Source organism: Nostoc sp. 2RC, from assembly GCF_014222165.1.
Lineage (GTDB): Bacteria > Cyanobacteriota > Cyanobacteriia > Cyanobacteriales > Nostocaceae > Nostoc > Nostoc linckia.
Genome location: NZ_JACKZU010000084.1, coordinates 1 through 24,357, shown reverse-complemented (window position 1 = coordinate 24,357; position 24,357 = coordinate 1). Strand labels below are relative to the sequence as shown.

Genomic DNA, 24,357 nt, shown 5'->3' with positions numbered 1-24,357 from the left:
AATACGACCAGGCACGGGATTATTATCAACAAGCCCTGGAAATCAATATCGAATTTGGCGATCGCCATAGTTGTGCTAGGACTTACCACAACTTGGGATACGTTGCCCAACAGTTGCGAGAATACGACCAGGCACGGGATTATTATCAACAAGCCCTGGAAATATTTATCGAATTTGGCGATCGCTATAGTTGTGCTAGCACTTACCACCAGTTGGGAAGCGTTGCCGAAGACTTGCGAGAATACGACCAGGCACGGGATTATTATCAACAAGCCCTGGAAATCAATATCGAATTTGGCGATCGCCATAGTTGTGCTAGGACTTACCACAACTTGGGATACGTTGCCCAACAGTTGCGAGAATACGACCAGGCACGGGATTATTATCAACAAGCCCTGGAAATATTTATCGAATTTGGCGATCGCTATAGTTGTGCTAGCACTTACCACCAGTTGGGAAGCGTTGCCGAACAGTTGCGAGAATACGACCAGGCAGGGGATTATTATCAACAAGCCCTGGAAATCAAAATCGAATTTGGCGATCGCTATAGTTGTGCTATGACTTACCACCAGTTGGGAATCGTTGCCCAACAGTTGCGAGAATACGACCAGGCAGGGGATTATTATCAACAAGCCCTGGAAATATTTATCGAATTTGGCGATCGCTATAGTTGTGCTAGCACTTACTATCAGCTTGGGAAAGTAGCAGAAGAATTAGGAGAGCTAGAGGAAGCAAAAGCCAATTACCTACAAGATTTGGTAATTACAGCTGAGTTTAATGACGAGCATGGTTTGGGTATTTCGCTGCGTAATCTTGCACGTTTTTATCAAACTACCCAGGATGAGGATTTATTGAGAGAGGTAGCGAAGATATTCGGGACAACGGTGGAGGGATTAAAGGAGGCAATAATCAATAGTGAGGAGTGAGCGATCGCGTTTTGGATTTGTGGAGATGCGATGGCATTTGGGTTTGTGGAGGTGGGATTGGGTTTTGTGGAGGTGCGATCGCTCTAAGTTTTTCTTGCTTCTCAAATTTCATCTTTATAAATATTTTTACGATGTCCGACTTCCACAACATTCACCACTAGAAGATCGTCGAAAATATCATAGATAATGCGATAGTCACCGACTCTAATTCTGTAAGCATTTTCTTTCCCTTTTAGCTTTTTGACCCCATTCGGACGTGGTTCTGTAGCTAAATCATCAATTTTAATTTGTATACGTTCTTGAAGTTCTGACGGTATTTTTTTAAGTTGCTTCAATGCACCCCTCAATATTTCAACTTTATAACTCACGCAACTTCCTTTTTTATTCCTGCTTTTAGTTCTTTTTTAGCTTCTTCCCATGACAATGAATTATCAATACTAGCTTCTTTTTTTGCTTTTTCGTAAGCTTTTAAATCTTCTTTTTCTTCTTCTTGTTCGATTTTTTGAAGTAGTGCGTAAATCTCATCTAAAGTACTATCATAAGCTTGATTTAACAGTATGTTAATCTCTTTAATTAATTGTTCGCGTTCCTGTTCGTTTTTCATTTTTAGACCTCTTTTGTTGCCAATATATATTTATAATATAGGAATCCGATTTGATTAATGAACATATTTGTGTGGTGCGCGTTCGCGCAGCGCGAGCGCGATAGAGAGGGAACAGGGAACAGGGAACAGGAAAAAAGAAATTTAGGGGTGTACTGAGTTTTTTCACCAAATCAAATATGAGTTTTATATGTCTTTCTTAGTCTCAACTGAGGCTGTAAATAAGACAGTAATTCAATCTCAGCAATTTATGTAATTCAATTATAAATGCGATCGCCCGTGCTTGATTACAAGTAGGTGCGATGGCATCTGTATTTTATTTCCCTGGTGGTAAAGTTCCTCCGTCACCTCCATCGGTATACTTGCAATAGACATTCAAGCCGATTTTGAGGATGTAGAGAATAACAATAGTAGCGATGGATGGATCGAGAGGAATTGCGGTTAAAGCCATGAGGGATGTAATCGCTGCTGTCAATAACACAGCATTTTCTGGACTTTTGGTATAATCGCTCAAACGCGCTCGAAAACCTTCATTTCCGCAGAGTTCATCCCGCAAAACATCTAATGTAGTTTGCCAGATTTTTTTTCCTCCCATCGTGGGGTTTCCGTTTTTCTCGATCCACAGTTCTTCAAAGGAGCGATCGAGATTACCGTTGTGACGTTCTACAGCATCAATGGCTTTGTTTGCTGGTTGATATTCCTTGAGTAATTCACGTACTGATTTAATTTCGTCTAGAGTTAGTTGTGCATTCATATTGTTTTAGATTTCAAGCAACTATAGAAAACTATTTACCAAGTAAATCTTAAACTTGAAACCTTTTTGTGCTGAGTGTAATTGTTACTTCACAATAAATTTATATATTTCTGACAAGCTTAAAGATTTTATAAAAATAATCTTCTGTTTGATATTTCTTAACCTAAACACATTGGTTCAAAGTTTATTTAAGTGAAATTACAGAATTATTCGCTTTTGAGCTTTGGAGTATTTTCTGATGAAATTAGTTAAAGATATAAGTATTGCTGCTTTTGCAGTTGCCATTTCGGTTGCTGCTGTTGCTAAACCAACATTTGCGGCTTTGGTTAATTACGGTTTCACGGTGAATGCAACATCTGGCGATAATCCCGGTGAATATTTCGGTTCTTTTCAGTATGATGACTCGACTTTAACCGGGATAGGTCAGGAAACTATAGGGGTTAGTAACGGATTATCTATTTTGTTTGACTACTTGGGTACTCAGTATACAGAAACAAATGATTTTGATTACCCAATTTCTCCCGTAGTCAGCTTTACAAATGGTAACTTATCAGGAGTGAGTTATTTAGTTGAAGATCAATTTTTTATTGGTAACGATCCCACCGATCCAAATACAGGAGGAGCAAAATTTTATAGCATCCTCAGTGCCGATTTATTATCTACAACAGAAGTGGGTACAGTTACCTACACCAGGAGTACATCTGTACCAGAACCTATGACAGTTAGTGGTATAGCGATCGCAACTGCTGTGGCGTTGGGAATGAAGCGCAAGAAAAAAGTATCTGGAGTAGCAAACTAAGGTTTTGGTGTTGACGGTTGACGGTTAACTGTTAACCGTCAACTAGCTTCATAAGTAACTGTGCAATTTAAAAGTGCATCAGTTGAATGTAGAGACGTTAAATAATACGTCTCTACAAAAATTATTTAAGTAAAACTACCAGTGGGATTCTTACGTTTGATGCCAATCACTGTTGGTTTGGGGAGGCCTTTAGATTGACCTTTACCACCGTTAGAGGTTGGGATGTTACTTGGCCAACTACTACCACGAGGTACAGTACGAGCCTGATTGAATGTAACACCATTCAAATCTAGTAATTCAATTTCGCGGCTGAGTATTGTTCCGTCATTGATGGGACAATTTTCACCGGGATGCTGTACGGAAATAACTAGGGTATCTCCGATAAAAGTCGGGCCAGTCATTTCACAACGCACCGGGCCATGAGCAAAAGGTATTAGTTCTCCGGCATGAGTACCAGTAGTGGGAATGTAGAATAGCCAGTTATTACCAAAAACCCCAGTAAAGGAAGAAACATTACCGCTAGCTGTGTGATTGATGGTACTGGGAATTGCAGCAGCACCAAGGCCAAAACCATTGTGAGTGTCGGTGGACATATCCGTCACACCCCAAATATTTGCCTTGTTGTCAAATACTAGATTATCTACATTGGCAAAACCAGCACCAGAAATCGATCCGGCTTCTCCACCTTGGGCAAATCTCTGCCATTTAAAGGTGAGACCTGTACCATCGGCACTATCTTCAATAATTTTGTATATTCCCCCAGATTGTTGGGTTGCGTTGGGATCTGTACTTAACTTCGCAACCTGGAAAATGCGTGAATCTGGATAACCATCGCCTCCGGGCGCACCATCAGTATAGGCAATGAAAACTTCTTTGGTGGTTGGATGTACTTCCAAATCTTCTGGACGGGCTGTGGGAGTACCGCCGGCCAAGTTGGCTGCTAAGAAAGCATCAACGAGGATAGCACCTTGGGAAGTGTAGAAATCAGATAGCTTCTTGCCTTGATAAGCAGGTAATGTGGTTGCTTCATTGGTGCGATCGACTGCAAGGGAACCACCATCTGTGGTTGCACCTGCAAGTCCGTTGCGTCTTGGTAGGGGTAAAAGACCATTTCTTTGAGCTGAACCCAAAGCAGTAAACTCCACAGAAGAAATCACCGAGGGCGGAATGGGATTAGTGGGAGTGTTTAAAGTTAAAGGTATCCATTGACCCGTACCATCTGGATTGTAACGGGCGACATACAAAGTACCACTTTCCCACAAACTGCTGTTGGCTTTACTGGTTGGTGAAGAAATCACACCTGTACTCACAAATTTCCAGGTGTGTCCCCCACGCCTGTCATCACCCATGTAGGCGATTAATGGCTTTTGAGCCTCGGCACGGATGGCCACGTTTTCATGGCGGAAACGACCCAACGAAGTATGTTTGCGGGGGCGGAAGTTGGGATTCACGGGGTCAATTTCCACAATCCAGCCGTATTTTTCCCCGACCAAGCCGAAGGTTTTACCTGTAGTACCATCGCTGTAACTTGTTTGAGTACCATTAGGGTTAACTGATTCTGTGACACCAACGAAAAATGCCGCACTTCCTTGAAAGTTTTCTTCACCACTTAAAATAGTTCCCCAAGGAGTTGTACCACCAGAACAGTTATAGGCTGTGCCGATAATTTTGTTACCCAGTCCATCGGAAGAGAGGTTAAATACTTGGGTGGCGGCTGGGCCAGTTCCGATTAAATAATTTTGGTCGCCTTTTTGGTAGCTGCGACTTCCCCAAGAAGTAATATTTTTATATTCATCAGTCCTTTGGCTATTAATTCCCAATCCAGAAAGACCATGAATGCGGCGATTTCTGGCATCACCTTTCACCACAACATAACGGTTATTGGAATTACGGCTGGAGATCCGGATGATGGAACCGCCTAAGTTATATAAAGCTTCGCCGTCAAATTCAACACCTCTGGTGGTAGGTAAAGCCCAGCCAATTACTGATTCAAAGGTGGTAGGCAATCCCTTAACATCAGCTGGAGCTTCTGGTACTAAATCTGAAAAAGGAAAACTGACGTATTCGTGATTGACCCACAAATAACCTACGTCATTGGTTCTACCAAGGGGAATAAAACCTGTATAATCACAGTTGTATCCAAAATAATCATCGCCATTGGGAAAAACGCGATCGCCCCAGCTGACAATTACATAACGTTCGTACTCTGGTGGCACCACTACATCATCAAGTACGTTGTAGCTATTTAACTTCCCATTTGCAGATGCATTGAGTACCTGTCCCTGACCAATTCCAGTAGGCAAGAAACTTTTCTGCTGTTGATAAGCAGGTAGCGGATGGGGTAAGCGCACTGGTGTAAAGCTCAGTGGTGTATTGTTTGCTCCTGCAACATTAGAAATACCATCTAGAATGGTGTCTCCCAACACAGCAGCACCAGCACTGCCAGCAAAAAAGATTAAAATTTGTCTGCGACTGAATTTAGACATTAAACTTTCCTCTCTTGTGACATAAAAAATCTCGTAAAGGCAAATCTTGATTACTGACAGAAAAAGCCATCAATTCTTGACGTGAAATGCCACAGATTTTGAATAGTTAATAACCTGTTGCTAACAAAAGCTTGTTTGCTATCTAGGTCAATTAACTAGACAAATTTTTTCAGTTTGTCATTCAATCTAAAGATGAAAAATTAACGTCAGGTTATATATTGATTAATAGAGATTTATTCTGTAATTGAGTAAAATCGAGAAAATTTCCAAATCAAAAATCACAAGACAAAATTGCAGCACGGGAATAAGCTTCTCTGGCAACAATCAGTACTCCCAATGACTAATAGACTTCTTGCAGAAGTCGGGAAAAGGGTAAGGGGAAAGGGGGAAAGGTTTGGTATTTTCCCTTTCCCCTTTAACCCCTTCGGGGTTCGCCAGTCGCTCATGGGGGAAACCCCCAAGACCGCGCTGGCTCACCTTTTCCCTTTGACCACAAGAGTCCAAAAAGCACTTTTGTAAGAGGTCTAATGACTAATGACCAATGACTAATGACTTTTATCTCGATGAAAAATCGATTTGTGCAAAAAGTCTACTCAACAGTCAACAGTCAACAACCTAAAGCTATTGTTGACTTTTTGGAGTTCCCTTGTGTGAACTGATATGTGAAAATTTTGAAAACTGGAGATTACTATGCAAGCTATACAAACACAAGAATTAACACTAGAACGAGTCAATGAAGCTGTTGTTGCAATTTTGAATGTTCTGGGAATTCCTGAAAATGATTTACACCGTGATGCTTTATCTGCCTTTGATAACGGCGATTATCAAACTGTAAAACGATTAGCTGCGACTAATTTATCCGATCATTATCTTAGGTCACTGGGTTATTTGGGCGGTGCGCTGAAATTAACACCCAACACAGATACCATCTTGGCGGAGTCTGCACGGGCGGCGGCTGATTTTGTAAAAGAAAGAACATTGAGAGAGTTAGGAAATGCGATCGCCAGCGCACTCAATTAACAATTGAAGTTGGGAATAGGGCATTGGGCATTGGTCATTGGGGATTTTTACTAATGATGCCACTTGCTACAAGTCGGGCATTATTGTCCGCCCAACGCAGTGGCTACCCCATACGCGATGCCTATTACAAACCCTTAATTTCTCGTTTATTGTGCGTTAGTCCTTTTTCAGTCATAGGAAAAGGCGATCGCAGTCTCAAACTCCATCGCCTTGAATGTTGTGGTAATCCCTTAAATAAATTTGCTGGCAGAATTTTTCGGATGGATACCAATTACAGATGGTCGGGGAACACCTGTAGATTCCTCTTTTCCACCGTCAGCCTTGGAAATGTTACTCGGCCAACTACTACCACGGGGTAAACTGCGAGTTTGATTGAATGTACTACCATTCAAATCGAGTAACTCAATATTGCGACTCAAAATTGTGCCGTCATTAATGGGACAATCTTCACCAGGATGCTGTACTGAAATAATCAGTGTATTGTCAACAAAGCTTGGCCCTGTCAATTCACAACGTACTGGGCCGTGGGCAAAAGGTATTAATTGTCCAGCGTTTGCACCACTGGTAGGAATAAAGAACAGCCAATTATTACCAAAAACCCCGGTAAAATCAGAAACGTTACCGCTAGCTGTGTGATCGATTTTGGTTTCTTTACCTTGGGCACCCACATCAAAACCATTGTGAGTGCCGGTAGACATATCTGTAACTCCCCAAACATTTCCTCGGTCGTCAAAAACTAAATTATCTACGTTGGCAAAACCAGCACCATTAAGAGATCCGGCTTCTCCTCCTTGGGCGAATCTCTGCCATTTAAAGGTTAGACCTGTAGCATCAGCACTATCTTCAATAATTTTATAAAGTCCCCCTGATTGCTGTGTCGCATTGGCATCTGTACTTAATTTAGCGACTTGAAAAATTCGCGAATCAGGATAACCATCGCTACCGGGGGCACCGTCAGTGTAGGCTATGAACACTTCTTTGGTAGTTGGATGCACTTCTATATCTTCTGGACGGGCTGTGGGAGTTCCGCCGATTAAGTTTGCAGCTAAAAAGGCGTCAGCGAGTACCGCACCTTGGCTAGAGTAGAAGTCAGATAGCTTTTTATTTTGATAATCAGCTAGTGCTTTGGCTTCGTTAGTGCGATCGCATTTAAAGATACCACCATCTTCACTTTGACCTGCAATACCTTTGCGTTTCGGTAGTGGTAAAAGACCTTCTTTTTGAGCTTTCTGCAAGGCAGCAAATTCTACAGAAGATATAACCGTTGGCGCTATGGGGTTGGTAGGAGTAGTTAAAAGTAAGGGTATCCACTTACCTGTACCGTCTGGATTGTAGCGGGCAACATACAAAGTTCCATTTTCCCACAACTTACTGTTGCTTTTACTTGTTGGGGAGGAGATAGCACCAGCACTGACAAATTTCCAAGTGTGTCCTCCACGTCTGTCATCACCCAAATAAGCAACTAATTTTTTACCTTTTTCAGCACGCACCGCAACATTTTCATGGCGAAAACGACCTAGCCAAGTGTGTTTACGGGGGCGAAATTTCGGATTTGCGGGGTCAATTTCTACAATCCAACCGTATTTTTCACCAACTAATCCAAAGGTTTTACCGATAGTTTTATCTGTGTAATTTGTTTGAGTGCCATTAGCTGTGACTGCTTCTGTAACGGTACTTTGGAAGTTTTCTTCCCCAGATAAAATTGTTCCCCAAGGAGTTTTACCACCAGAACAATTAAAGGCAGTACCAATAATTTTGTTACCGAGTTCATCGGAGGAAAGATTAAAAACTTGCGTTGCAGCTGGGCCAGTGCCAATTAAATAATTTTGGTCGCCTTTTTGGTGGTTGCGATTTCCCCAAGCAGTGACATTTTGATAGTCATCATTACGTTGACTATTAATTGCCAATCCAGAAAGACCATGAATGCGGCGATTTTTATTATCTTTAACTACAACAAAACGTTTACTTGCATTTTGGCGCGAAATACGGATAATCGAACCGCCTTGATTGTATAAAAATTCCCCTTCAGCTTCAATATTTTTGGTGGAAGGTAAAGCCCAACCAATGACATTTTCAAATGCATCGGGTAGTCCTTTAACATCAGAAGAATCTTCCACCGCTAAAGTAGAAAAGGGAAAACTAATATATTCATGATTGACCCATAAATATCCAATATTATTAGTTTTGCCAACGGGAACAAAAGCAGTAAAATCGTTGTTGTATCCGAAATAATCGTCTTTGTTGGGAAAAACGCGATCGCCCCAGCTAACAATTACATAACGTTCATACTCTGGCGGCACTACCACATCATCAAGAACATTGTAGGTAGTTAACTTCACATCCATAGATGCATCAACTACTTGTCCCGCACCAATTTTTGTTGGCAAGAAATTTTTCTGTTGTTGATAAATTGGTAGAGGATGTGGTAGGCGTACAGGTGTAAAGCTGAGTGGCGCGGTTTTTACTTCTGCACTGTTGGCAACACCGTTGAAGAGTTTCTCTCCCAAAACAACAGCACCAGCACCACCAGCAAAAAATATTAATACTTGTCTGCGACTTAATTTAGACATGAAATTTTACTCTCTTGTGACATAAAAAATCTCGTAAAAGCAAATCTTGATTACTGAGAGAGAAAGTCATCAATTCTTGACATGAAATGCCACAGATTTTGAATAGTTAAGTTAATAGCCTGTTGCTAACAAAAGCTTGTTTACTATCTAGGTCAATTAACTAGACAAATTTTTTCAGTTTGTCATTCAATCTAAAGATGAAAAATTAACGTCAGGTTATATATTGATTAATAAAGATTTATCCTCTATCTTAGTACAATCGAGAAAATTTCCAAATCAAAAATCAAAATACAAAATCATCCCAGGGATAATGAGTCCACTAGGTAATAAATTTTATTGACTAAGTCACTTTGGGGCGGGAATAGGAAAGAGGGAACAGGCAAAGCATGAAAGAATCAAAATATGACTTGATTTTACTAGATGTCGTTCTGCCGAAACTGAATGACATAAGTTTTTGCGGGCAATTAAGTAAGGCTATGACAAAAATTGCTAGTAAAGCTTGTCTTAGCCATGCGATAATTCGATAACCTCTCCAATTGAATCTTTTCAGAACTTACAAAATTTTATGTTGAATACCAATTGTGAATAGTGCTATCGTTATCTAAATTTTTAATAACTTCATAATATTTTTCTTCTACATCTTTACGGTCTTTATCTTGTGATAATCCTTCACGACTATCTGCTAAAATCATTTCAGCATGATGTCGCAAAATGATTTGATATTTAGAATTGTTCGTGAAAGTAGCAATGACAGCGATAGCTTCTAATAAACGAATAGTTACTGCCACATCAGACCGTCCGTATTGGCGAATTTGATTAAAAGCACTGCCTATTAATCGTGCAAAGTCTACGTTTTCGGTAATGACTCGTAGTTTATTATTATTATCGTAGCGACAAGCTGAAGGAAAATTCCTTTGGACAAGGTGACAGAATCCAGCACTTAATCGGTCGATACAACGAATTGCTGTAAATGGGTCATTCACAGCAGGAGATATAGCGCGTAGGGCAATTTCTACTAATTGATTGATGGGAAATTCTACATCCTGTTGTTCTGTACGTTCTTTACCTAGAATGAAAGCATTATTAATTTGTTTAGTAAGTTGATAATTTACTTTTGTTCCTGGAAAAATTAATACTAAATGGCTACCTTGAATTACAAACTTTCCTGGTCGAATTTGCAGGCGTAATAGCAAGTTATATCGCTCGGCAATTTTGATTAATTCTTTGTCATCAATTGCTTGTAAATAACCAGTACCCTTAGCTCGAATCGGTAAAGCTTCCTCGTCAAAAGATGTAGGAATTTCTCCAATTCTTTGTTCTGGCTCTGGTTCAGCACGCCCAATTTTTTCTGGAAATAAACGTTCAATGGCTGAATGTAAATCTGCACTAACATTTTCAATCACGTGAGATGCCTGAATTATTGTTGAAGCATGATGAATAAAATAAATTAAAACACCAATGCTAATAATTGCCAGTAAAATACCCACTGTGACTGCAAGTTGGGGTACGAATTGGCTGTATCCATCTCCTTCTCCATGAATTGTCCGCAGCACCAGCAAGCAATATATAAACGTACCAAGAAATGTACCAAGTACAACTTGATTTCCTGTATCCTGCATAAAATTACGCAGAAGTCGGGGGCCAAAATTGGAAGCAGCCAATTGCAGCGCCACGATTGTAATTGAAAAAGCTGTAGCAGCAACACTTACCATCGAACCTGCAACAGCTTCCAAAAGGGATCTTGCTCCATCAGCTCCACCAGTGTAAACCCACCAGTAATTAATTGTTACCTTGTCTGTACGGTCAAGATTCAGCATGATGAAAGCTAGAGCAGTAGCTAGTACTGTCATAACTGCTGGTATGAACCAATAACTTGAATGGAGTTGATCCCATAATTTGCCGATCTTGACGTTTCTCATTGTTCGTTGGTTTGAGAATCTACTTTACCGTTGTTATCTTGTGAGGAGCGCACTTGAGCAAGTAAAAGAAGTGAATCACTGATGCCGCGAGGCTTTGGTACTTCACTTTTACCTGCTGGCCAACCTTCACGCTGACGAGAGCGATCGCCATCTATCTCTTCGGTTTGGTCGTGGAACAAAATTTGTTGTGTTGGAAATGGCAAATCAATACCATTAGCAACGAGAGTTTTCTTAATTGCCGTAATTACCTTGTCCCGCGAAGATAAATCATCTGCACGTCGTGGTGGATGAATCCACCAACGTACCCGGATGTTAACAGTGCTTTCGGCTAGTTCCATTACTAATGCATCAGGAGCAGGGTCTTTTAAAACTTCGTCTACGCTATGCATGGCCTCTAACATCAACTGTTTGGCTTGGTCAATGTCATCGTTGTAGCCAATACCGACATCGTACTCTAATCGTCGGTTATCAAAAGCGGTGTTGACAGTTACCGAATTGGTAAATAACTCAGAGTTAGGAATGACAATTCGTCTACCATCATAGGTTCTAATTGTTGTGGCGCGTGTCTCGATATTTTCAACAGTTCCTTCAAAATTTTTGAATACAATTTGGTCATTAATTTGAAAAGGTTCAGTCAACAAAATTAAAATTCCAGCTAAAAAGTTTTGTAGAATATCGCGAAACGCAAAACCAATGGCAACACCACTAATTCCCAACAACTGCACCAAATCACCAGCCCTAAATGTAGGAATAACAATCGAAAGGGCGATAAACAAACCAATCAAAATTGTTGTCCCTTGGGCTAACCTTCCTAAAACTAATCCTAAGTTCCTGGCAGAACGACGATTGCGAGTTAAGCGCTTAACTAATACCTTAATTCTGCTAGCAACAAACAAAAAAATTATAAAGACAATCAACGCGAAGACAATATTTGGTAGTAAAGCGATGAAACCGTTGACCATGCTTTGAAGCTGTTTCCAAGCTACGGAGATTTCTGGATTCATGAAGTTTCCTTACTCATTGATATTTGTAATTCATAATTCTAATGGCGAAAAACCGCTACGCGGAGCGTCTCGTAGAAAAGACAGTAATTAGTAATTAAAAAAGTATATTTCATTGATGTTGCTGAATTTGAAAAATTGGTTCTATTGTCTAGTATTGGGGGTTTCTAATACGTTGACATCAACTAGAGGTGTTACTTGGAAGTCTTGCTGTAAAAGACGAGTTTGAATAGATTGGGTGAGGCGATCGCGGATTTCTTGATTAGATGCTGTAACTTCCGGTTGACGCTGCACATAAATAACAGATAGCAGAGTATCCTGGTCTTGAATATTAGATCGTGTAAAGCGCACATTTGACTCGACTAATTTTGCTAAACCAACTTTTTCTACAGTTTTCTGAACTTCAGAGTTGGCACGTTGGGCAAGGCTAGAACGTTGGAGATTAGGAGAATTTATAAACTGCCAAGTCAGTAAACCTGCTAATGCTATGACTGTAATTATTAAAGCACCAAAGAATACTTGTTTTTTACCACGCTGATAGCGAGTTTCTTGAGCAGATAGCCCAAACATTCGGAACACAAGGGATGCTGATAAATTAATGCCGCATAGTTGCAAAAACAATAAGAACAGCCCAGAAATTACCATATCCCATCTACCAACTGCACTGGCCATACCTACAATTCCCGCAGGTGGAGCTAAGGAAGCGGCAACTAACATTCCTGTTGCTGCTCCAGACACTAAACTACTTCGTTGTGATTGAACTAAATTGAGTGCGCCTGCGGCTCCGGCTGCCAATGGTAAAATTACTGCTACTGCTGAAACCTGGCTGCTTTCTACCATTAAAGTGGTGGGAATTTCTTGGCGTAATATCAGACTGAGTAACCAAGTAGTAATAATTGTGACTGCTAAAGCTACAAAATATCGTAAAATACTCCGTTTCAGGAGTTGGCGATCGCCCCATACAGTAGCAATGGCCGTATTCATTGCCGGGCCTGCGAAGGGTGCAATTAACATCGCCGCCACCAGCAAGTAACTTGTATTAGTATACAAGCCAATCCAGACTACAAAGCCTGCTAATGCGGCATAACCAAGAAAGCCTCGCCAAGAACCAACACTTTGCAAACCAGAGAGCAAAATTTCAATTGGACTGCGTTCTTCCACATCTAAAACTTGCTGCGGTGCTTCTGATGCAGGGGGTTGCAGAGCCATCACACCAGTTGGTATCAACGTGATGTGTACCTTGGGTAAGTCTTGCAATTGCTCTAGAAATTTGCCGACTTTTTGATTGGAAACGTGAACAATCGCCACATCAATCGGTTCATCTGCACTTGCTTCAAACCATGAAAGATTTGTGCCGTTATGAGATTTAGCAATTTTAATAACGGCTTCTCCATTTCCTCGTGGTACTTGAATAATTAGTTGACGCATTTTCACCTCCTATGGCTAACCATCTTGCTTTTTCAGGCGATAATTCTACTATCCAAAGAAATATTTTTTGAAAAATGTATTTCATCTTTAATTAACGCTTGAGTTTTTCTATAAAATTACTCAACCAGCTGATGTATGAAAATTAAATTACAGTATTTTAATATTTCAGTTAAAACTAACTAAATCTAAATAGTGCAAAAAACTTGATTAATTACCTAGATTATGCTTATGTTAATGCATATTTAGGTTTGGGCTGCATAAAAATTAGTTTTTTTTGGTATGAGCCGCTACTAAAAAAAATACCATATTATCATTTTGCATCTGGCTCTTTATATCTAAAGTAATAAATCAAATCAGTCTATAGCAGTATTTTGATTAAATAAAGAATTTTCTCCACTAAATCTCCACTATTACCGAATAAACATTGAAGTATTAGCATAATAAATTTTGTAAAAAACAGGAGGCATCAAAGGTGACTAGGTTAACTAAGTTCATGTCAGCAGGCGCATCTTTACTAACATTAAATTTGATAGTACTTGCAGTTGGAGCATTAGAAACGTCTGCCCAATCTTCTCCTACAACTAGCTTTAGTGATGTTCAACCTAATTACTGGGCGCAGCCATTCATCCAAGGGTTAGCTGCAAGAAATATCGTCACTGGATATCCTGATGGCACATTTCGACCAGAACAGCCAGTAGACCGCGATGAGTTTGCTGCAATTATTCGTAAAGCTTTTAATCAACCACCAATTCGTCAAATACAAAGTGGTGCTGTATATAAAGATATTCCTGCTAACTATTGGGCTACTCGACCCATTGAAGAAGCATATCAACAAGGATTTATGGCAGGTTATCCTGGTGGTTATTTTCGTCCTAATCAACCCGTTTCTAAGATTGAGGCTATAGTTGCTTTAAGTAAAGGATTGAATTTAACTCCTAATATATCAGCAGTTCCTTTTCCCACAGTCGCCCAGAGAGTAGTTCCTCAAAAAACTGTAAAAAGACGTATTTTCATGCCACTTGGATTTACTGCTTTGTTGCAGCCTTTAATAATACCAAAAGCCCAAGCCGCATCAACAACCGCTCAACAGGCGGCTCGTCCTGCATCATTTATTATTACTAACACTTACGCAGATGCCAACAAAATTCCACAATATGCAGTTGGCGACGTAGCAACAGCAACACAAAAAAATATAGTCGTCAACTATCCAAATCCCAAAGTTCTAAATCCAAGTAAACCTGCAACTAGAGGAGAAATCACAGCCTTAGTTTATCAAACTTTAGTTTCTCAAGGAGAAATAGAACCACTTGCTGTTAATTCACCTGCTAATAAGTATATTGTTCCTATTTATAGGAACAATCAAAATAGTCAATAAACGTGATAAATAAAAATATTTAACCCGAACTGAGGTTAAATAAATTTAGGGGCTTTGAACTCAGTATCTGGTCAGGTTTTTCCACTGTTCCCTTTGGTAAATATATGCAGCTTCACAAAGAAATGGTATAAGAATTATTAAACCTTGGGTTCCACATGAGCAAAATCAGGTGAGGAACAGAGTCAGGGTCTCATGTGTCCTATCCTGGAGATGGATAAATGTGTTGTGGGTGAGACTGTGTTTTTCAGCGTTGTGATACCAACTTATAATCGTCTGCCGATTTTAGAAAAGTGCCTCCGGGCTTTGGAGGTACAAGAATTAAGTCAGTCAAGTTCGGTTATTGATTACGAGATTGTTTTGGTAGATGATGGTTCTACTGACGGTACATTGGAGTGGTTAACAGTACACAAACAAGAGTTTCCCCATGTGCGATGGTATCAGCAAAATCATGCAGGGCCAGCAGCAGCGCGGAATTTCGGAGTCGAACAGGCGCTAGGAGACACAATTATCTTTATTGATAGTGATTTAGTAGTGCTAAAAAATTTCCTGCAAGCTCATGCTAACGCGTTAGTGCAGGGAAAAGAGAAATTGGGTAGCGATCGCTTTTTCACCTACGGCGCAGTTATCAATACTTGCAATTTCGATAACCCAACGGCTGAACCCTACAAAGTCACAGATTTTTCAGCAGCTTTTTTTGCTACGGGAAATGTCGCAATTCCTAAACATTGGCTAGAAAAAGCCGGACTGTTTGATACTACCTTTCAACTTTATGGCTGGGAAGATTTAGAATTAGGCGTGCGGCTTAAAAAATTAGGTTTAACACTGATTAAATGTCCCGAAGCTGTGGGTTATCATTGGCATCCTCCGTTTAATTTAGAACAAATTAAAAGTTTAATTGATAAAGAAATTGAACGCGGACGTATGGGAGTTTTATTTTACCAAAAACACCCTACTTTGGAAGTGCGAATGATGATTCAAATGACTTGGCTACATCGCTTACTTTGGGGTATTCTTTCACTCAATGGCGCACTCAATGAACGCACAATGGCTCCCTTTTTGCAATGGTTAATTAATTTAGGTAAACCACAATTAGCTTTAGAAATTGCCAGAATTTTTCTGAATTGGTACAACGTCAAGGGTGTTTATCAAGCCTATGCTGAAATGCAGCAAACATCGTGAGGAAAAGTCTAGGAATTTAGAATTCTGAATTCTGAATTCTGAATTCTGAATTCTGAATTCTAAATTATATTGACTGCCGATTCTAACATGCGTATTGTTCCAACATTGGCATCTATTTCTACTTCTGTGCCAATGGGTAAGGTAAATTTATCTTTAATGTGACCAATCATTGAACCGTACCAAGCAGGAATTCCTAAAGGAAGTATGTGGTCTTGCAAGACTTGGATTAAGGTAAATGATGGTTCATCGCCAGGACTACAATTGGTACATTGCCCAAATATCAAACCAGCAATTTGATTAAGGATACCAGCAGTTTTTAACTGAGTTAACATTCTATCTACACGGTAAACATCCTCACCAATTTCTTCTATGAACAAGATACTTTTATGCCAAGAAGGTAGATAAGGCGAACCTACCATTGCTGACAATACTGATAAGTTGCCACCTATAAGTTTACCCCTGGCTTTTCCCGGTGCTATTGTTTCAACTCGCACTTCATTATTGTGGGAATTTTGCATAGTGACGGCTTCACCATGAAATAAAATGCGCTGGAAGTAATCCACTGTAAACTGATTCCAGGTAGAGGTGGCTACGGGGCCGTGAAAAGTAATCAACCGACTGCGAGCATTAATCGCCAACAATAAAGTAGTAATATCGCTATACCCGATGAGGATTTTGGGATGGGAGCGAATCAGGGAATAGTTTAGTAAAGGTAAAATGCGATTACAACCCCAACCACCACGCATGGCAATTATTCCTTTGATGGAGCGATCGCTAAACATCGAGTTTACATCATCGGCGCGATCGCTATCTCTACCCGCTAAATAACCATAACGATCTAAAATATGCTTCCCTTGCTTGACTTTTAACCCTAATTGTGTAGTTGATTTCTCTGCTGCTTCGATTTCTTTGGCCTCAACGATACCCGCAGGAGCAATTAATCCCACAGTGTCGCCGAGTTGCAGACGTGGGGGTTTGAGGACGGTGTTGAGAGATAGCTTACCTTCAGTGGTAAGTATTGGTATTTGGCTAGCTAAGGTAGCCAATCCACAGGTTGTGAGAAATTGCCGACGCTTCATATTGAACAGGACAGGTAGAGAAGTTGGAGCAAAGGCTTCCTCCGTACACCGAAGGGGTTGCCGTAGGCATCCAAACTTCGGAGGACACGCAATACGGTTCGGATAAGCAGTATGAACTTCCATTGTGGTCTGGGAAAAGGTTAAGGGGTAAGGGAATTTGGATGTATTTGAAACCTTTCCCCTTTCCCCTTTCCCCTTTAACCGAACCGTATTGAGAGGACGCGAACAGACCGCATAGCTAAAGCTAGGGGTCGGCTATATCGGGAAACTGGCGGCTTGAAAAATTTCTTCGGCAGTTAAATTCAATTCTGGGAAAATGGGTGAGATAATGCGGTCACTTTTGCGAAACTGCTGGACTTGGTATTCTCCCTCAACTAAAGAGTAAACAGAGATAGTTGGTTGCTTAGGATTGCCAATGAATTTTCTACCACCTAGCGCAGCGTAATCTACAATCCAGTATTCTGGGATGCCAATAGCCTCATACTGACCGAGTTTAGTAAAGTAATCATCACGCCAGTTTGTGCTGACAACTTCAATCACTAATGGCATTGATGCTGATTGACTGAGTGTTGATTTAGTTCTCCACAACGGCTCGTTGACTAAGTTGAGACGATTCAACAACAGCACATCAGGTAAAAAAGCGGATTCATTTTCCGATGCTTGAACAAATGCCATTTTAGGAATGTCATAGGGAATTGAAAATCGAGCGCACTCCAGCAGAATTTGCTTGATTAGGAATGCAATAACTAATTCATGATCCCCTGTTGGCGGTGGCATTACCTTGATAAATCCATTATGTAGTTCGTAACGCTGCTGTGTTGAATTAACAGGATACCAGTCTAGAAACTGGTTAACAGTAATAGGAATTGGTAACGACTGAATCATTTACCTGCCTCCATTGCAATAATTCCCAGTAGGGAACTTTCAAGTAAAAAATATTCTACAGAAGACTGTTAATTGTTGAACGTTGACGGTTGACAGTCAGCAGTCAACAGTTAACAACCTAAATCGGAACAATTTATTTTTTGGAGTTCCCTCGTTATATTAACCCCAATTTTTGTTTTTTTTATTGATTGATGCTAAACCTCTTGTACTCCATCAATTAATCCATCTGAAATCATAAATCCATTGGTGGCTGTATTTAATAATTCAGGATGAAAATATATAAATTCAGTATCACCAATTACAGGCAAACAATGGTCAGATAATTGCATTGCTTGTAAACAAAGATTGATACTAGAAGCTGCTGAATTATATGCTTCTACATTTGCTTGCAGAAGATTTAATAATCGGCGATTATTGGCAATTTTAACTTCAGCTTCTTGTTCTAGTGTTTTCTCTAAAAATGCACGTGCCTGTGGGTACTGTTGTAAAATATCATCTGCTTTTTGTTCAGCCATTGGTATTAGCTGAGTTTTGAGAATTTGGTTGATGGTTTGGCGGAAAGATTTGCGAATGGTTTGAGAAACTTTTGGCTCAAAATCTAATTTCAATAACTGCCTAATAGCTGGTTCTGCTTCGACGATACTTTCAGCGTCGTAAGTTTGGGAAGTTTGTAATAAAGTCTGGCGAAATTGATATATAGAAAAAGTGCCTTCGTCGTAAAATCTGGGGCTTTCTCTTACAAAGCGATCGCACTCTACACTAGCTGCACTTACTACTGCTTGAGTTACTCGTTTTTCTAAGTTTCTAATTTCCTGTTCAATGCCTCCATCATTATCTAATAAGCGATACAATTGGCGATAATATTCAGATTTGCGAATTTTTTCCAGCAATCGCTGAAAAAAGTTTGCTACTATTTGTTGTGAAGATTCGATTAAAATATCTTCTAATTGATTTGCTAAATAATAAAATGCCTCCACTAAAATCGCTAGTAAAGGTGCAGTGGCGTTGCGAGGATGGCTGATTGTTGCACGTCGATAAGCATAAGCTACAGAAAAAGTGTCTAGTAATTCATCTAGACGGCGAATCATTCGTGATTGCAATTGCTTAAAATCTGTTTCAAAAGCATCACAGGAACTAGTAATAATGAGGTTAATTTCTTCTGTAATATGCTGATTAAAGTCTTTACCAATCTGCTGGAGTTGTTGATTGAGGCGTTGCAATTCCTGCGCCTTCATTGTCTCAATTTCTTGGGGCTGACTATCTAAATTTCGTTGCGAACTTTGGTAATGTTTTTTCAATTTTATACAAACATCTTCTAAATCGTTAGCAAGATTTTTAAATAACTGCGAGCGTTTTTCTTCAATTAAATAACGAGTAACACTACTGCGAAATTCTTCAATTCCACTATCTTCAATTAACTGTTCTATTAGTTCGTTTCCCCAATCTGCTAAAATGCGTACATAATTTTGATTCGGCGTTTCAAAGCCGTTAACAGAAACACGGAATTTTGTGGCAGATAATTTTCCAGAATTTACACAATAATTGTTAAAGGCATAAACAAATTGGGGTGTTTCTTCTTTACCATCTAAACTTTTGACGCTTTCAGCAAAAAAAGAATCTAAACCAAATCTATCTTTTGTACTTGTTTGTTTAATTTGACTGCCATAAAATCCCAATAATCCGCTGGTTTTATAAACCCTATTTGTATCGCGAAACTGCCCATTAATTAAATCATCTAATCGTTGGCGTAGCTGAGTATTATACCAAGTTTCGTCGATGCGATTGAAGACATAGAAAACGCGATCGCGTACTCCTGCATTTTGACGCATTAATTCCAAAAGTTCTGTTTCTTCTTTTGTCATATCGCCTGCGGAAGCAGGTTTTAGCACGCATACCACCGCCGAAGTGTCGGGATCTTGAATTTTGGCATAGGTTAGCTGTGCATCTTTCTCCACTGGCGCGTCGATACCTGGAGTATCAATAATCACGTTACCATCCTGTAACAAAGGATGGTTGCAATAATATTCTATGCGCTTCAATACAGCGCTATTGCTACCGCGACGTGCATATCCAGCGGCTTCCTTGAGGTTAGAAAAGTGAAATTGCTCCATTGAATATGTAGCATTATTAACGGTGTTAATGCGATCGCGGTTTGCCATATATCCTTCTAGCAGCAAGATCAACGCCTTTGCTTGTTTTCCACGTTCTGATTTACTCTCACCACCTTCCTGCTGAATAATTGCTTCACAACCTTGACGTAATAAGTTAATTACATCAGCTTGGTTGATATTAGCTACTGTTTTAAATCCTAGTTGCTGACATAAAAAAACTGCTTGTTCTCGAATTTCTGCTTCACTCAAAAAAGTTAATACAACGCGTTCTTTATCTATTTCTGCATACTCAATTTTGCATTCTGTACCTGTAGCGTGTCCTTCGGCACTATATAGTAATTCTCTTTCCAAAAGTGCATTGATGAGCATTGATTTTCCAGCGCTAAATGCACCTGCAAACACAATCTCAAATTTAGGAGAAATAGCTTTATTTAAAGAAGTTTGTACAAATGTAATATCTTGAGAACGTAGCGTTGGCTCTTGCTGTACAAGTTGTAATATACACTCTACTTGTTCTTTCAAATTTTTGCATAGCAGCGGTAGTTCTGACATCTTCTGCATCCTAATAATATTTATGTATATATTAGTAAAATTTATTGTCTGACTGGTTCAGTAAAATTCCTGAGAAATTAGATAGTATTTTAATTTCAATAGAGGTAATTTATTTTTTCTATTTCCCGATATATTCTTGATAATTACTGGATATTAATCAAAACACCTATTGATCAACGAAAATTTTTACTTTGGGGACTTCCAAATCAAAAAATACTCAAAAAACCGACGAAAAAACTCTCTCCTCATTTCTCTGTGTTCTCTGTGTCTCTGTGGTTCGTTTATTTGGTTAATTTATTTCTTGGAAGTACCTTGATTTCCCACAATAAAAAGTACTTTTGCACTCTTGTCTAAGCTATGAATAAAGACATGTCGATTATGGATGCATTATGTATAGAACTGCTGAAATAGAATCTAGACTCGCTGATGCTGAATTAGGTTTAGATGTCGGTTTAGAATTTTTATATTCAGACTCTAACGGACACCATGAGGAAAATCCCAGATTTTTGAGGAAAGCTGAGAAAGCAATTAAACACGCTCAACGCCAAATCTACAAAAAAGAGAAAGGCAAAAACAAACGACGGCAAGCTAGACAGAGATATGCACGGCATCATTTAAAAGTAAGTAGGCAACGGAAAGAACACGCTATGAGATTAGCGCGTAACGTATGCAAGGCTAACGCCTTAGTAGCCTATGAAGATTTAAATGTCAAAGGTATGGTAAAAAATCACTGTTTAGCCAAGAGTATTAATGATGCATCTTGGTCACTTTTCCGTCGTTGGTTAGAATATTTTGCAGCTAAATTTAACAGTACAGTTGTTGCTGTCAATCCCAGAATGACATCTCAAAAATGCTCTGATTGTGGAACAATTGTTCAAAAATCTCTTTCGACCCGTACCCATAAATGTAATTGTGGGTGTGAACTACAAAGAGATGTTAACGCGGCAAAAAATATTTTAAATCTTGCAAAAGCTAGCTTGGGGCACAAGCAAAGTAACGCTTCAGGAGTCGGAACCTCTACGCTAATTGGCGTCAGCCTGTTAGAGCAAGTTCTGACGTTGAATGAAGAATCCCCCGACTGACTAAGTGAGCAAAGCCATACTTAGTCAGTCGGGGGAGTGTCAATAGTCTAAAAATTACAAGGAACATCGAGATTTAGGAATCGTCAAAACTATGCGAAAACAAGTTTACAAACAGAATCTCTTGACAAATGTGCAATTCTTGTAAACTGTCACGACTACGAAGGATCTGATACCATACCAAAATACTCTCGGTTAATTCATATCCATATTCATGCAAAATTGTCAATGGTTATATCCAATAAATTTACAGTATGCTGAATTTATAAACTACAAAAGCAGGTTTGCCAGGAGATAGCTTTGTCAAAAATCAACTTTTGGAAAAAATACCTTACAGCGATTGGAGTCACTCTGCTTGCAATGGTTATCACTGCTTACAATAACTCTGCTCGATCGCAATCACCATCTGTTAATCTTTCAGATACATCTAATCCAACTTCCCCACAAGTCTCTCCCACAGAAAATTCTGCCAATTCTCAATCCTTGGCACAACAAGCCGTCCAAGTGATTCATGATTATTACAATGCCATCGCCCGTCAAGAATATAAACAAGCTTACTTGGCTTGGGATGGAGATGGATCTGCCAGCAAGCAATCCTTTGAGCAGTTTAAGCAAGGTTTTGCCAACACCGTATCTGTTGCTGAAAAAGTTGGAAAACCAAGCCCCATAGAAGGAGCAGCAGGTTCGTTATATATTGAAATTCCAGTGAATATTACTGCCGTCACAACCAATGGGACTGTGCAGCGATATCATGGTAGTTATCAACTGCGACGAGTCAATAACGTTCCCGGCTCAACTCCACAACAACGTAGATGGCACATCTACTCGGCCAATATTTCACTTGAGCAGTCATCGAATCAGTAGGTAGGCGTGAATATTTATCGTTGAGACAAGGTAGTCAAGATGAAGCAAGTTTCTAAGCCTTATATGAAAGTGGTCTTTTCCCATTCTCCACTCCCCACTTTCATGACAAAAGTTTTGGAGCTACTAAACTAGACAAAATATTTATTTTTATTTATTTTCATAAATAAATAATGGTGATTTACCCAATTTAAGGATTAATTTTCTTGCTTTTGTTAAGAGTTTTTCATGAAGATTTCATTGGAAATTTAGTTGCTAAAAGGCTCTCTATATATAGATTTGAGCTTATTTTATGGGTATTTATTGCCTGAGTCACACTAGGAATAGTTACCCCGTGCAGACAGTTAGTAAAGACAGTTAACTTCGCACGATAACTATATAATTGTTACCACATAGCGATCGCTACATTGATAATGTTGTACCGAAAGCCAATAGACAAGCTGCAAAAATTTATTCAGAAACCAAGTTTTTTGCATCTAGGGATTTTTTTAACAATTCTGTCAGGTATCATGTTGTTCACTTCGGTAGCACTGCCGCAGCAACCTGTTACCTTAAATATGTTAATTACTGCCCCTGATGCCCAACCTTGGCAGCAAGGTTTGATTAAAGACTTTGAAACAGAGAACCCAAACATTCGTATTAACTTAGTTGAGGGGCCAAATGCCACAAATTTACTTGAAGACCTGTACACCTCGTCTTTTATCTTAGGTGAATCACCTTATGACTTGGTAAATATGGATGTGATCTGGACATCCAAATTTGCTGCTGCTGGATGGTTGCTACCCCTAGACGATCGCATTTCTCAGCAGGAATTGACAGCATTTTCACCAAAGGATGTAGAAGGGGGACGTTACCAGAACAAACTCTACAGAATTCCCATGCGTTCCGATGTGGGAATGCTTTACTACCGTGAAGATTTACTCAAAGAAGCAGGATTGCAACCGCCAGAAACCTTTGAAGATTTGATGCGGATTTCCCAAGTCTTGCAAAAGCAAAAGAAAGTGAATTGGGGCTATGTTTGGCAAGGTCGCCAGTATGAAGGACTCGTAGCGATGTTTGCAGAAGTCCTTAAAGGCTTTGGTGGCTTTTGGGTTAATCCCGACACCCTTCAAGTGGGGCTGGATAAACCAGAAACATTACAAGCCATTGACTTTTTACGTAGTACCATCAGCCAAGGCGTATCTCCACCAGGAGTTACAACTTATCAAGAAGAAGACACTCGACGCTTGTTTCAAAGTGGGCAAGTGGCATTTTTACGCAGCTGGCCCTATGCATGGCCTTTAGCCCAAGCAAAAGGTTCCCCAATCCAAGGGAAAATTGCTATCAAACCAATGGTTCATGCCCCTGGTAAAACCGGAGCCGCTTGTTTGGGAGGCTGGGGTATAGGAATTGCTAAATCTTCTAAACATCCCGAAGAAGCTTGGAAAGCAATTGAATATTTTACCAGCGAAGAAGCACAGCGCCGATTTATTTTGAGTGCAGGGTATGTACCAAGTCGCCGGAATTTGTTTACAAATCCAGAAATTGTTGCCCAATATCCTCACTATCCGCAGTTATTGGAAGTCGTAGACAATGCAGTTTTGCGATCGCCAATCGCCCAATACGCCCAAACATCCGATATTTTACAACGTTATCTCAGCGCCGCCCTATCCGGTCGGATCAGTCCGGAATCAGCAATGCAAGCTGCTGCCGATGAAACACGCCGACTGCTGGGGAGTGGAAGGGGATGAGG

Annotated in this window: 19 protein-coding genes and 1 pseudogene; 8 read left to right on the top strand and 12 right to left on the bottom strand. The window is 39.9% G+C overall.

Annotated features, from left to right (window positions below):
* A partial coding sequence (locus GNE10_RS12290) for a tetratricopeptide repeat protein (protein ID WP_185565419.1) occupies nt 1-926 on the top strand: 926 nt, incomplete at its 5' end.
* Here GNE10_RS12290 and GNE10_RS35905 read toward each other — a convergent pair.
* The 4 genes from GNE10_RS35905 to GNE10_RS12275 form a co-directional block, all read right to left on the bottom strand.
* Nucleotides 910-1,038, bottom strand: coding sequence for a hypothetical protein (locus tag GNE10_RS35905; RefSeq protein WP_260446868.1), 129 nt, complete (start codon nt 1,036-1,038; stop codon nt 910-912). The genes GNE10_RS12290 and GNE10_RS35905 overlap by 17 nt on opposite strands.
* Nucleotides 1,028-1,294: a type II toxin-antitoxin system RelE/ParE family toxin gene (locus GNE10_RS12285; protein ID WP_185565418.1), complete on the bottom strand. Its 267-nt coding sequence runs from the start codon at nt 1,292-1,294 to the stop codon at nt 1,028-1,030. Before GNE10_RS12285 ends, GNE10_RS35905 begins: the two co-directional genes overlap by 11 nt.
* Nucleotides 1,291-1,530, bottom strand: coding sequence for a hypothetical protein (locus GNE10_RS12280; protein WP_185565417.1), 240 nt, complete (start codon nt 1,528-1,530; stop codon nt 1,291-1,293). The genes GNE10_RS12285 and GNE10_RS12280 overlap by 4 nt, the downstream gene beginning before the upstream one ends.
* Nucleotides 1,531-1,843: 313 nt before the next feature.
* Complete coding sequence (locus GNE10_RS12275; RefSeq protein WP_185565416.1) at nt 1,844-2,281, bottom strand: hypothetical protein; 438 nt, start codon at nt 2,279-2,281, stop codon at nt 1,844-1,846.
* Between the two features lie 238 nt (nt 2,282-2,519).
* Between GNE10_RS12275 and GNE10_RS12270 the strand changes: the two genes are divergently transcribed.
* Entirely contained in the window at nt 2,520-3,080 is a 561-nt protein-coding gene (locus GNE10_RS12270) for a PEP-CTERM sorting domain-containing protein (RefSeq protein ID WP_185565415.1), read from the top strand.
* Between the two features lie 125 nt (nt 3,081-3,205).
* Here the strand turns inward: GNE10_RS12270 and GNE10_RS12265 are convergent, their stop codons facing one another.
* Complete coding sequence (locus GNE10_RS12265; RefSeq protein WP_185565414.1) at nt 3,206-5,566, bottom strand: PhoX family phosphatase; 2,361 nt, start codon at nt 5,564-5,566, stop codon at nt 3,206-3,208.
* A 690-nt stretch (nt 5,567-6,256) separates the two neighbouring features.
* Between GNE10_RS12265 and GNE10_RS12260 the strand changes: the two genes are divergently transcribed.
* Entirely contained in the window at nt 6,257-6,586 is a 330-nt protein-coding gene (locus tag GNE10_RS12260) for a hypothetical protein (protein WP_185565413.1), read from the top strand.
* A 230-nt stretch (nt 6,587-6,816) separates the two neighbouring features.
* Here GNE10_RS12260 and GNE10_RS12255 read toward each other — a convergent pair whose 3' ends face one another.
* From GNE10_RS12255 to GNE10_RS12240, 4 genes are all read right to left on the bottom strand, one after another.
* The gene (locus GNE10_RS12255; protein WP_185565412.1) at nt 6,817-9,156 is read right to left on the bottom strand and encodes a PhoX family phosphatase; all 2,340 of its coding nucleotides are present in this window, start codon (nt 9,154-9,156) and stop codon (nt 6,817-6,819) included.
* 563 nt (nt 9,157-9,719) lie between these two features.
* Nucleotides 9,720-11,075 carry a DUF2254 domain-containing protein gene (locus tag GNE10_RS12250; protein WP_185565411.1) on the bottom strand — a complete coding sequence of 452 codons (1,356 nt, stop codon included), beginning with the start codon at nt 11,073-11,075 and terminating at the stop codon, nt 9,720-9,722.
* A complete protein-coding gene (locus GNE10_RS12245; RefSeq protein ID WP_185565410.1) occupies nt 11,072-12,079 on the bottom strand; it encodes a mechanosensitive ion channel family protein in 1,008 nt (335 codons plus the stop codon). Before GNE10_RS12245 ends, GNE10_RS12250 begins: the two co-directional genes overlap by 4 nt.
* A 141-nt stretch (nt 12,080-12,220) precedes the next feature.
* The gene (locus GNE10_RS12240) at nt 12,221-13,504 is read right to left on the bottom strand and encodes a DUF389 domain-containing protein (RefSeq protein WP_185565409.1); all 1,284 of its coding nucleotides are present in this window, start codon (nt 13,502-13,504) and stop codon (nt 12,221-12,223) included.
* 472 nt (nt 13,505-13,976) lie between these two features.
* On the opposite strand from GNE10_RS12240, the gene GNE10_RS12235 reads away from it, so the two are divergent.
* Entirely contained in the window at nt 13,977-14,879 is a 903-nt protein-coding gene (locus GNE10_RS12235; RefSeq protein WP_185565408.1) for an S-layer homology domain-containing protein, read from the top strand.
* A 210-nt stretch (nt 14,880-15,089) separates the two neighbouring features.
* The gene (locus GNE10_RS12230; RefSeq protein WP_185565421.1) at nt 15,090-16,058 is read left to right on the top strand and encodes a glycosyltransferase family 2 protein; all 969 of its coding nucleotides are present in this window, start codon (nt 15,090-15,092) and stop codon (nt 16,056-16,058) included.
* A gap of 59 nt (nt 16,059-16,117) precedes the next feature.
* On the opposite strand, the gene GNE10_RS12225 is transcribed toward GNE10_RS12230, so the two are convergent.
* From GNE10_RS12225 to GNE10_RS12215, 3 genes are all read right to left on the bottom strand, one after another.
* Complete coding sequence (locus GNE10_RS12225; RefSeq protein WP_185565420.1) at nt 16,118-17,137, bottom strand: LD-carboxypeptidase; 1,020 nt, start codon at nt 17,135-17,137, stop codon at nt 16,118-16,120.
* Between the two features lie 255 nt (nt 17,138-17,392).
* On the bottom strand, nt 17,393-18,022 hold the full coding sequence (locus GNE10_RS12220) for a Uma2 family endonuclease (protein ID WP_185565407.1): 630 nt from the start codon (nt 18,020-18,022) through the stop codon (nt 17,393-17,395).
* 194 nt (nt 18,023-18,216) lie between these two features.
* Complete coding sequence (locus GNE10_RS12215; protein WP_185565406.1) at nt 18,217-20,685, bottom strand: dynamin-like GTPase family protein; 2,469 nt, start codon at nt 20,683-20,685, stop codon at nt 18,217-18,219.
* Between the two features lie 425 nt (nt 20,686-21,110).
* Here GNE10_RS12215 and GNE10_RS12210 point away from each other — a divergent pair.
* From GNE10_RS12210 to GNE10_RS12200, 3 genes and pseudogenes are all read left to right on the top strand, one after another.
* Nucleotides 21,111-21,767: pseudogene (locus tag GNE10_RS12210) on the top strand (RNA-guided endonuclease InsQ/TnpB family protein); the annotation flags it as partial.
* 297 nt (nt 21,768-22,064) lie between these two features.
* Nucleotides 22,065-22,628: a hypothetical protein gene (locus GNE10_RS12205; RefSeq protein WP_185565405.1), complete on the top strand. Its 564-nt coding sequence runs from the start codon at nt 22,065-22,067 to the stop codon at nt 22,626-22,628.
* Nucleotides 22,629-23,134: 506 nt separating this feature from the next.
* Complete coding sequence (locus tag GNE10_RS12200; protein ID WP_397325477.1) at nt 23,135-24,355, top strand: ABC transporter substrate-binding protein; 1,221 nt, start codon at nt 23,135-23,137, stop codon at nt 24,353-24,355.
* Nucleotides 24,356-24,357 lie beyond the last annotated feature (2 nt).

Excerpts from the sequence above, each read along its gene's own strand:
- GNE10_RS35905 (WP_260446868.1), bottom strand. The coding sequence starts at position 1,038 with ATGAAATTTGAGAAGCAAGAAAAACTTAGAGCGATCGCACCTCCACAA.
- GNE10_RS12280 (WP_185565417.1), bottom strand. The coding sequence starts at position 1,530 with ATGAAAAACGAACAGGAACGCGAACAATTAATTAAAGAGATTAACATA.
- GNE10_RS12275 (WP_185565416.1), bottom strand. The coding sequence starts at position 2,281 with ATGAATGCACAACTAACTCTAGACGAAATTAAATCAGTACGTGAATTA.
- GNE10_RS12270 (WP_185565415.1), top strand. The coding sequence starts at position 2,520 with ATGAAATTAGTTAAAGATATAAGTATTGCTGCTTTTGCAGTTGCCATT.
- GNE10_RS12265 (WP_185565414.1), bottom strand. The coding sequence starts at position 5,566 with ATGTCTAAATTCAGTCGCAGACAAATTTTAATCTTTTTTGCTGGCAGT.
- GNE10_RS12260 (WP_185565413.1), top strand. The coding sequence starts at position 6,257 with ATGCAAGCTATACAAACACAAGAATTAACACTAGAACGAGTCAATGAA.
- GNE10_RS12255 (WP_185565412.1), bottom strand. The coding sequence starts at position 9,156 with ATGTCTAAATTAAGTCGCAGACAAGTATTAATATTTTTTGCTGGTGGT.
- GNE10_RS12250 (WP_185565411.1), bottom strand. The coding sequence starts at position 11,075 with ATGAGAAACGTCAAGATCGGCAAATTATGGGATCAACTCCATTCAAGT.
- GNE10_RS12245 (WP_185565410.1), bottom strand. The coding sequence starts at position 12,079 with ATGAATCCAGAAATCTCCGTAGCTTGGAAACAGCTTCAAAGCATGGTC.
- GNE10_RS12240 (WP_185565409.1), bottom strand. The coding sequence starts at position 13,504 with ATGCGTCAACTAATTATTCAAGTACCACGAGGAAATGGAGAAGCCGTT.
- GNE10_RS12230 (WP_185565421.1), top strand. The coding sequence starts at position 15,090 with ATGGATAAATGTGTTGTGGGTGAGACTGTGTTTTTCAGCGTTGTGATA.
- GNE10_RS12225 (WP_185565420.1), bottom strand. The coding sequence starts at position 17,137 with ATGAAGCGTCGGCAATTTCTCACAACCTGTGGATTGGCTACCTTAGCT.
- GNE10_RS12220 (WP_185565407.1), bottom strand. The coding sequence starts at position 18,022 with ATGATTCAGTCGTTACCAATTCCTATTACTGTTAACCAGTTTCTAGAC.
- GNE10_RS12215 (WP_185565406.1), bottom strand. The coding sequence starts at position 20,685 with ATGTCAGAACTACCGCTGCTATGCAAAAATTTGAAAGAACAAGTAGAG.
- GNE10_RS12200 (WP_397325477.1), top strand. The coding sequence starts at position 23,135 with ATGTTGTTCACTTCGGTAGCACTGCCGCAGCAACCTGTTACCTTAAAT.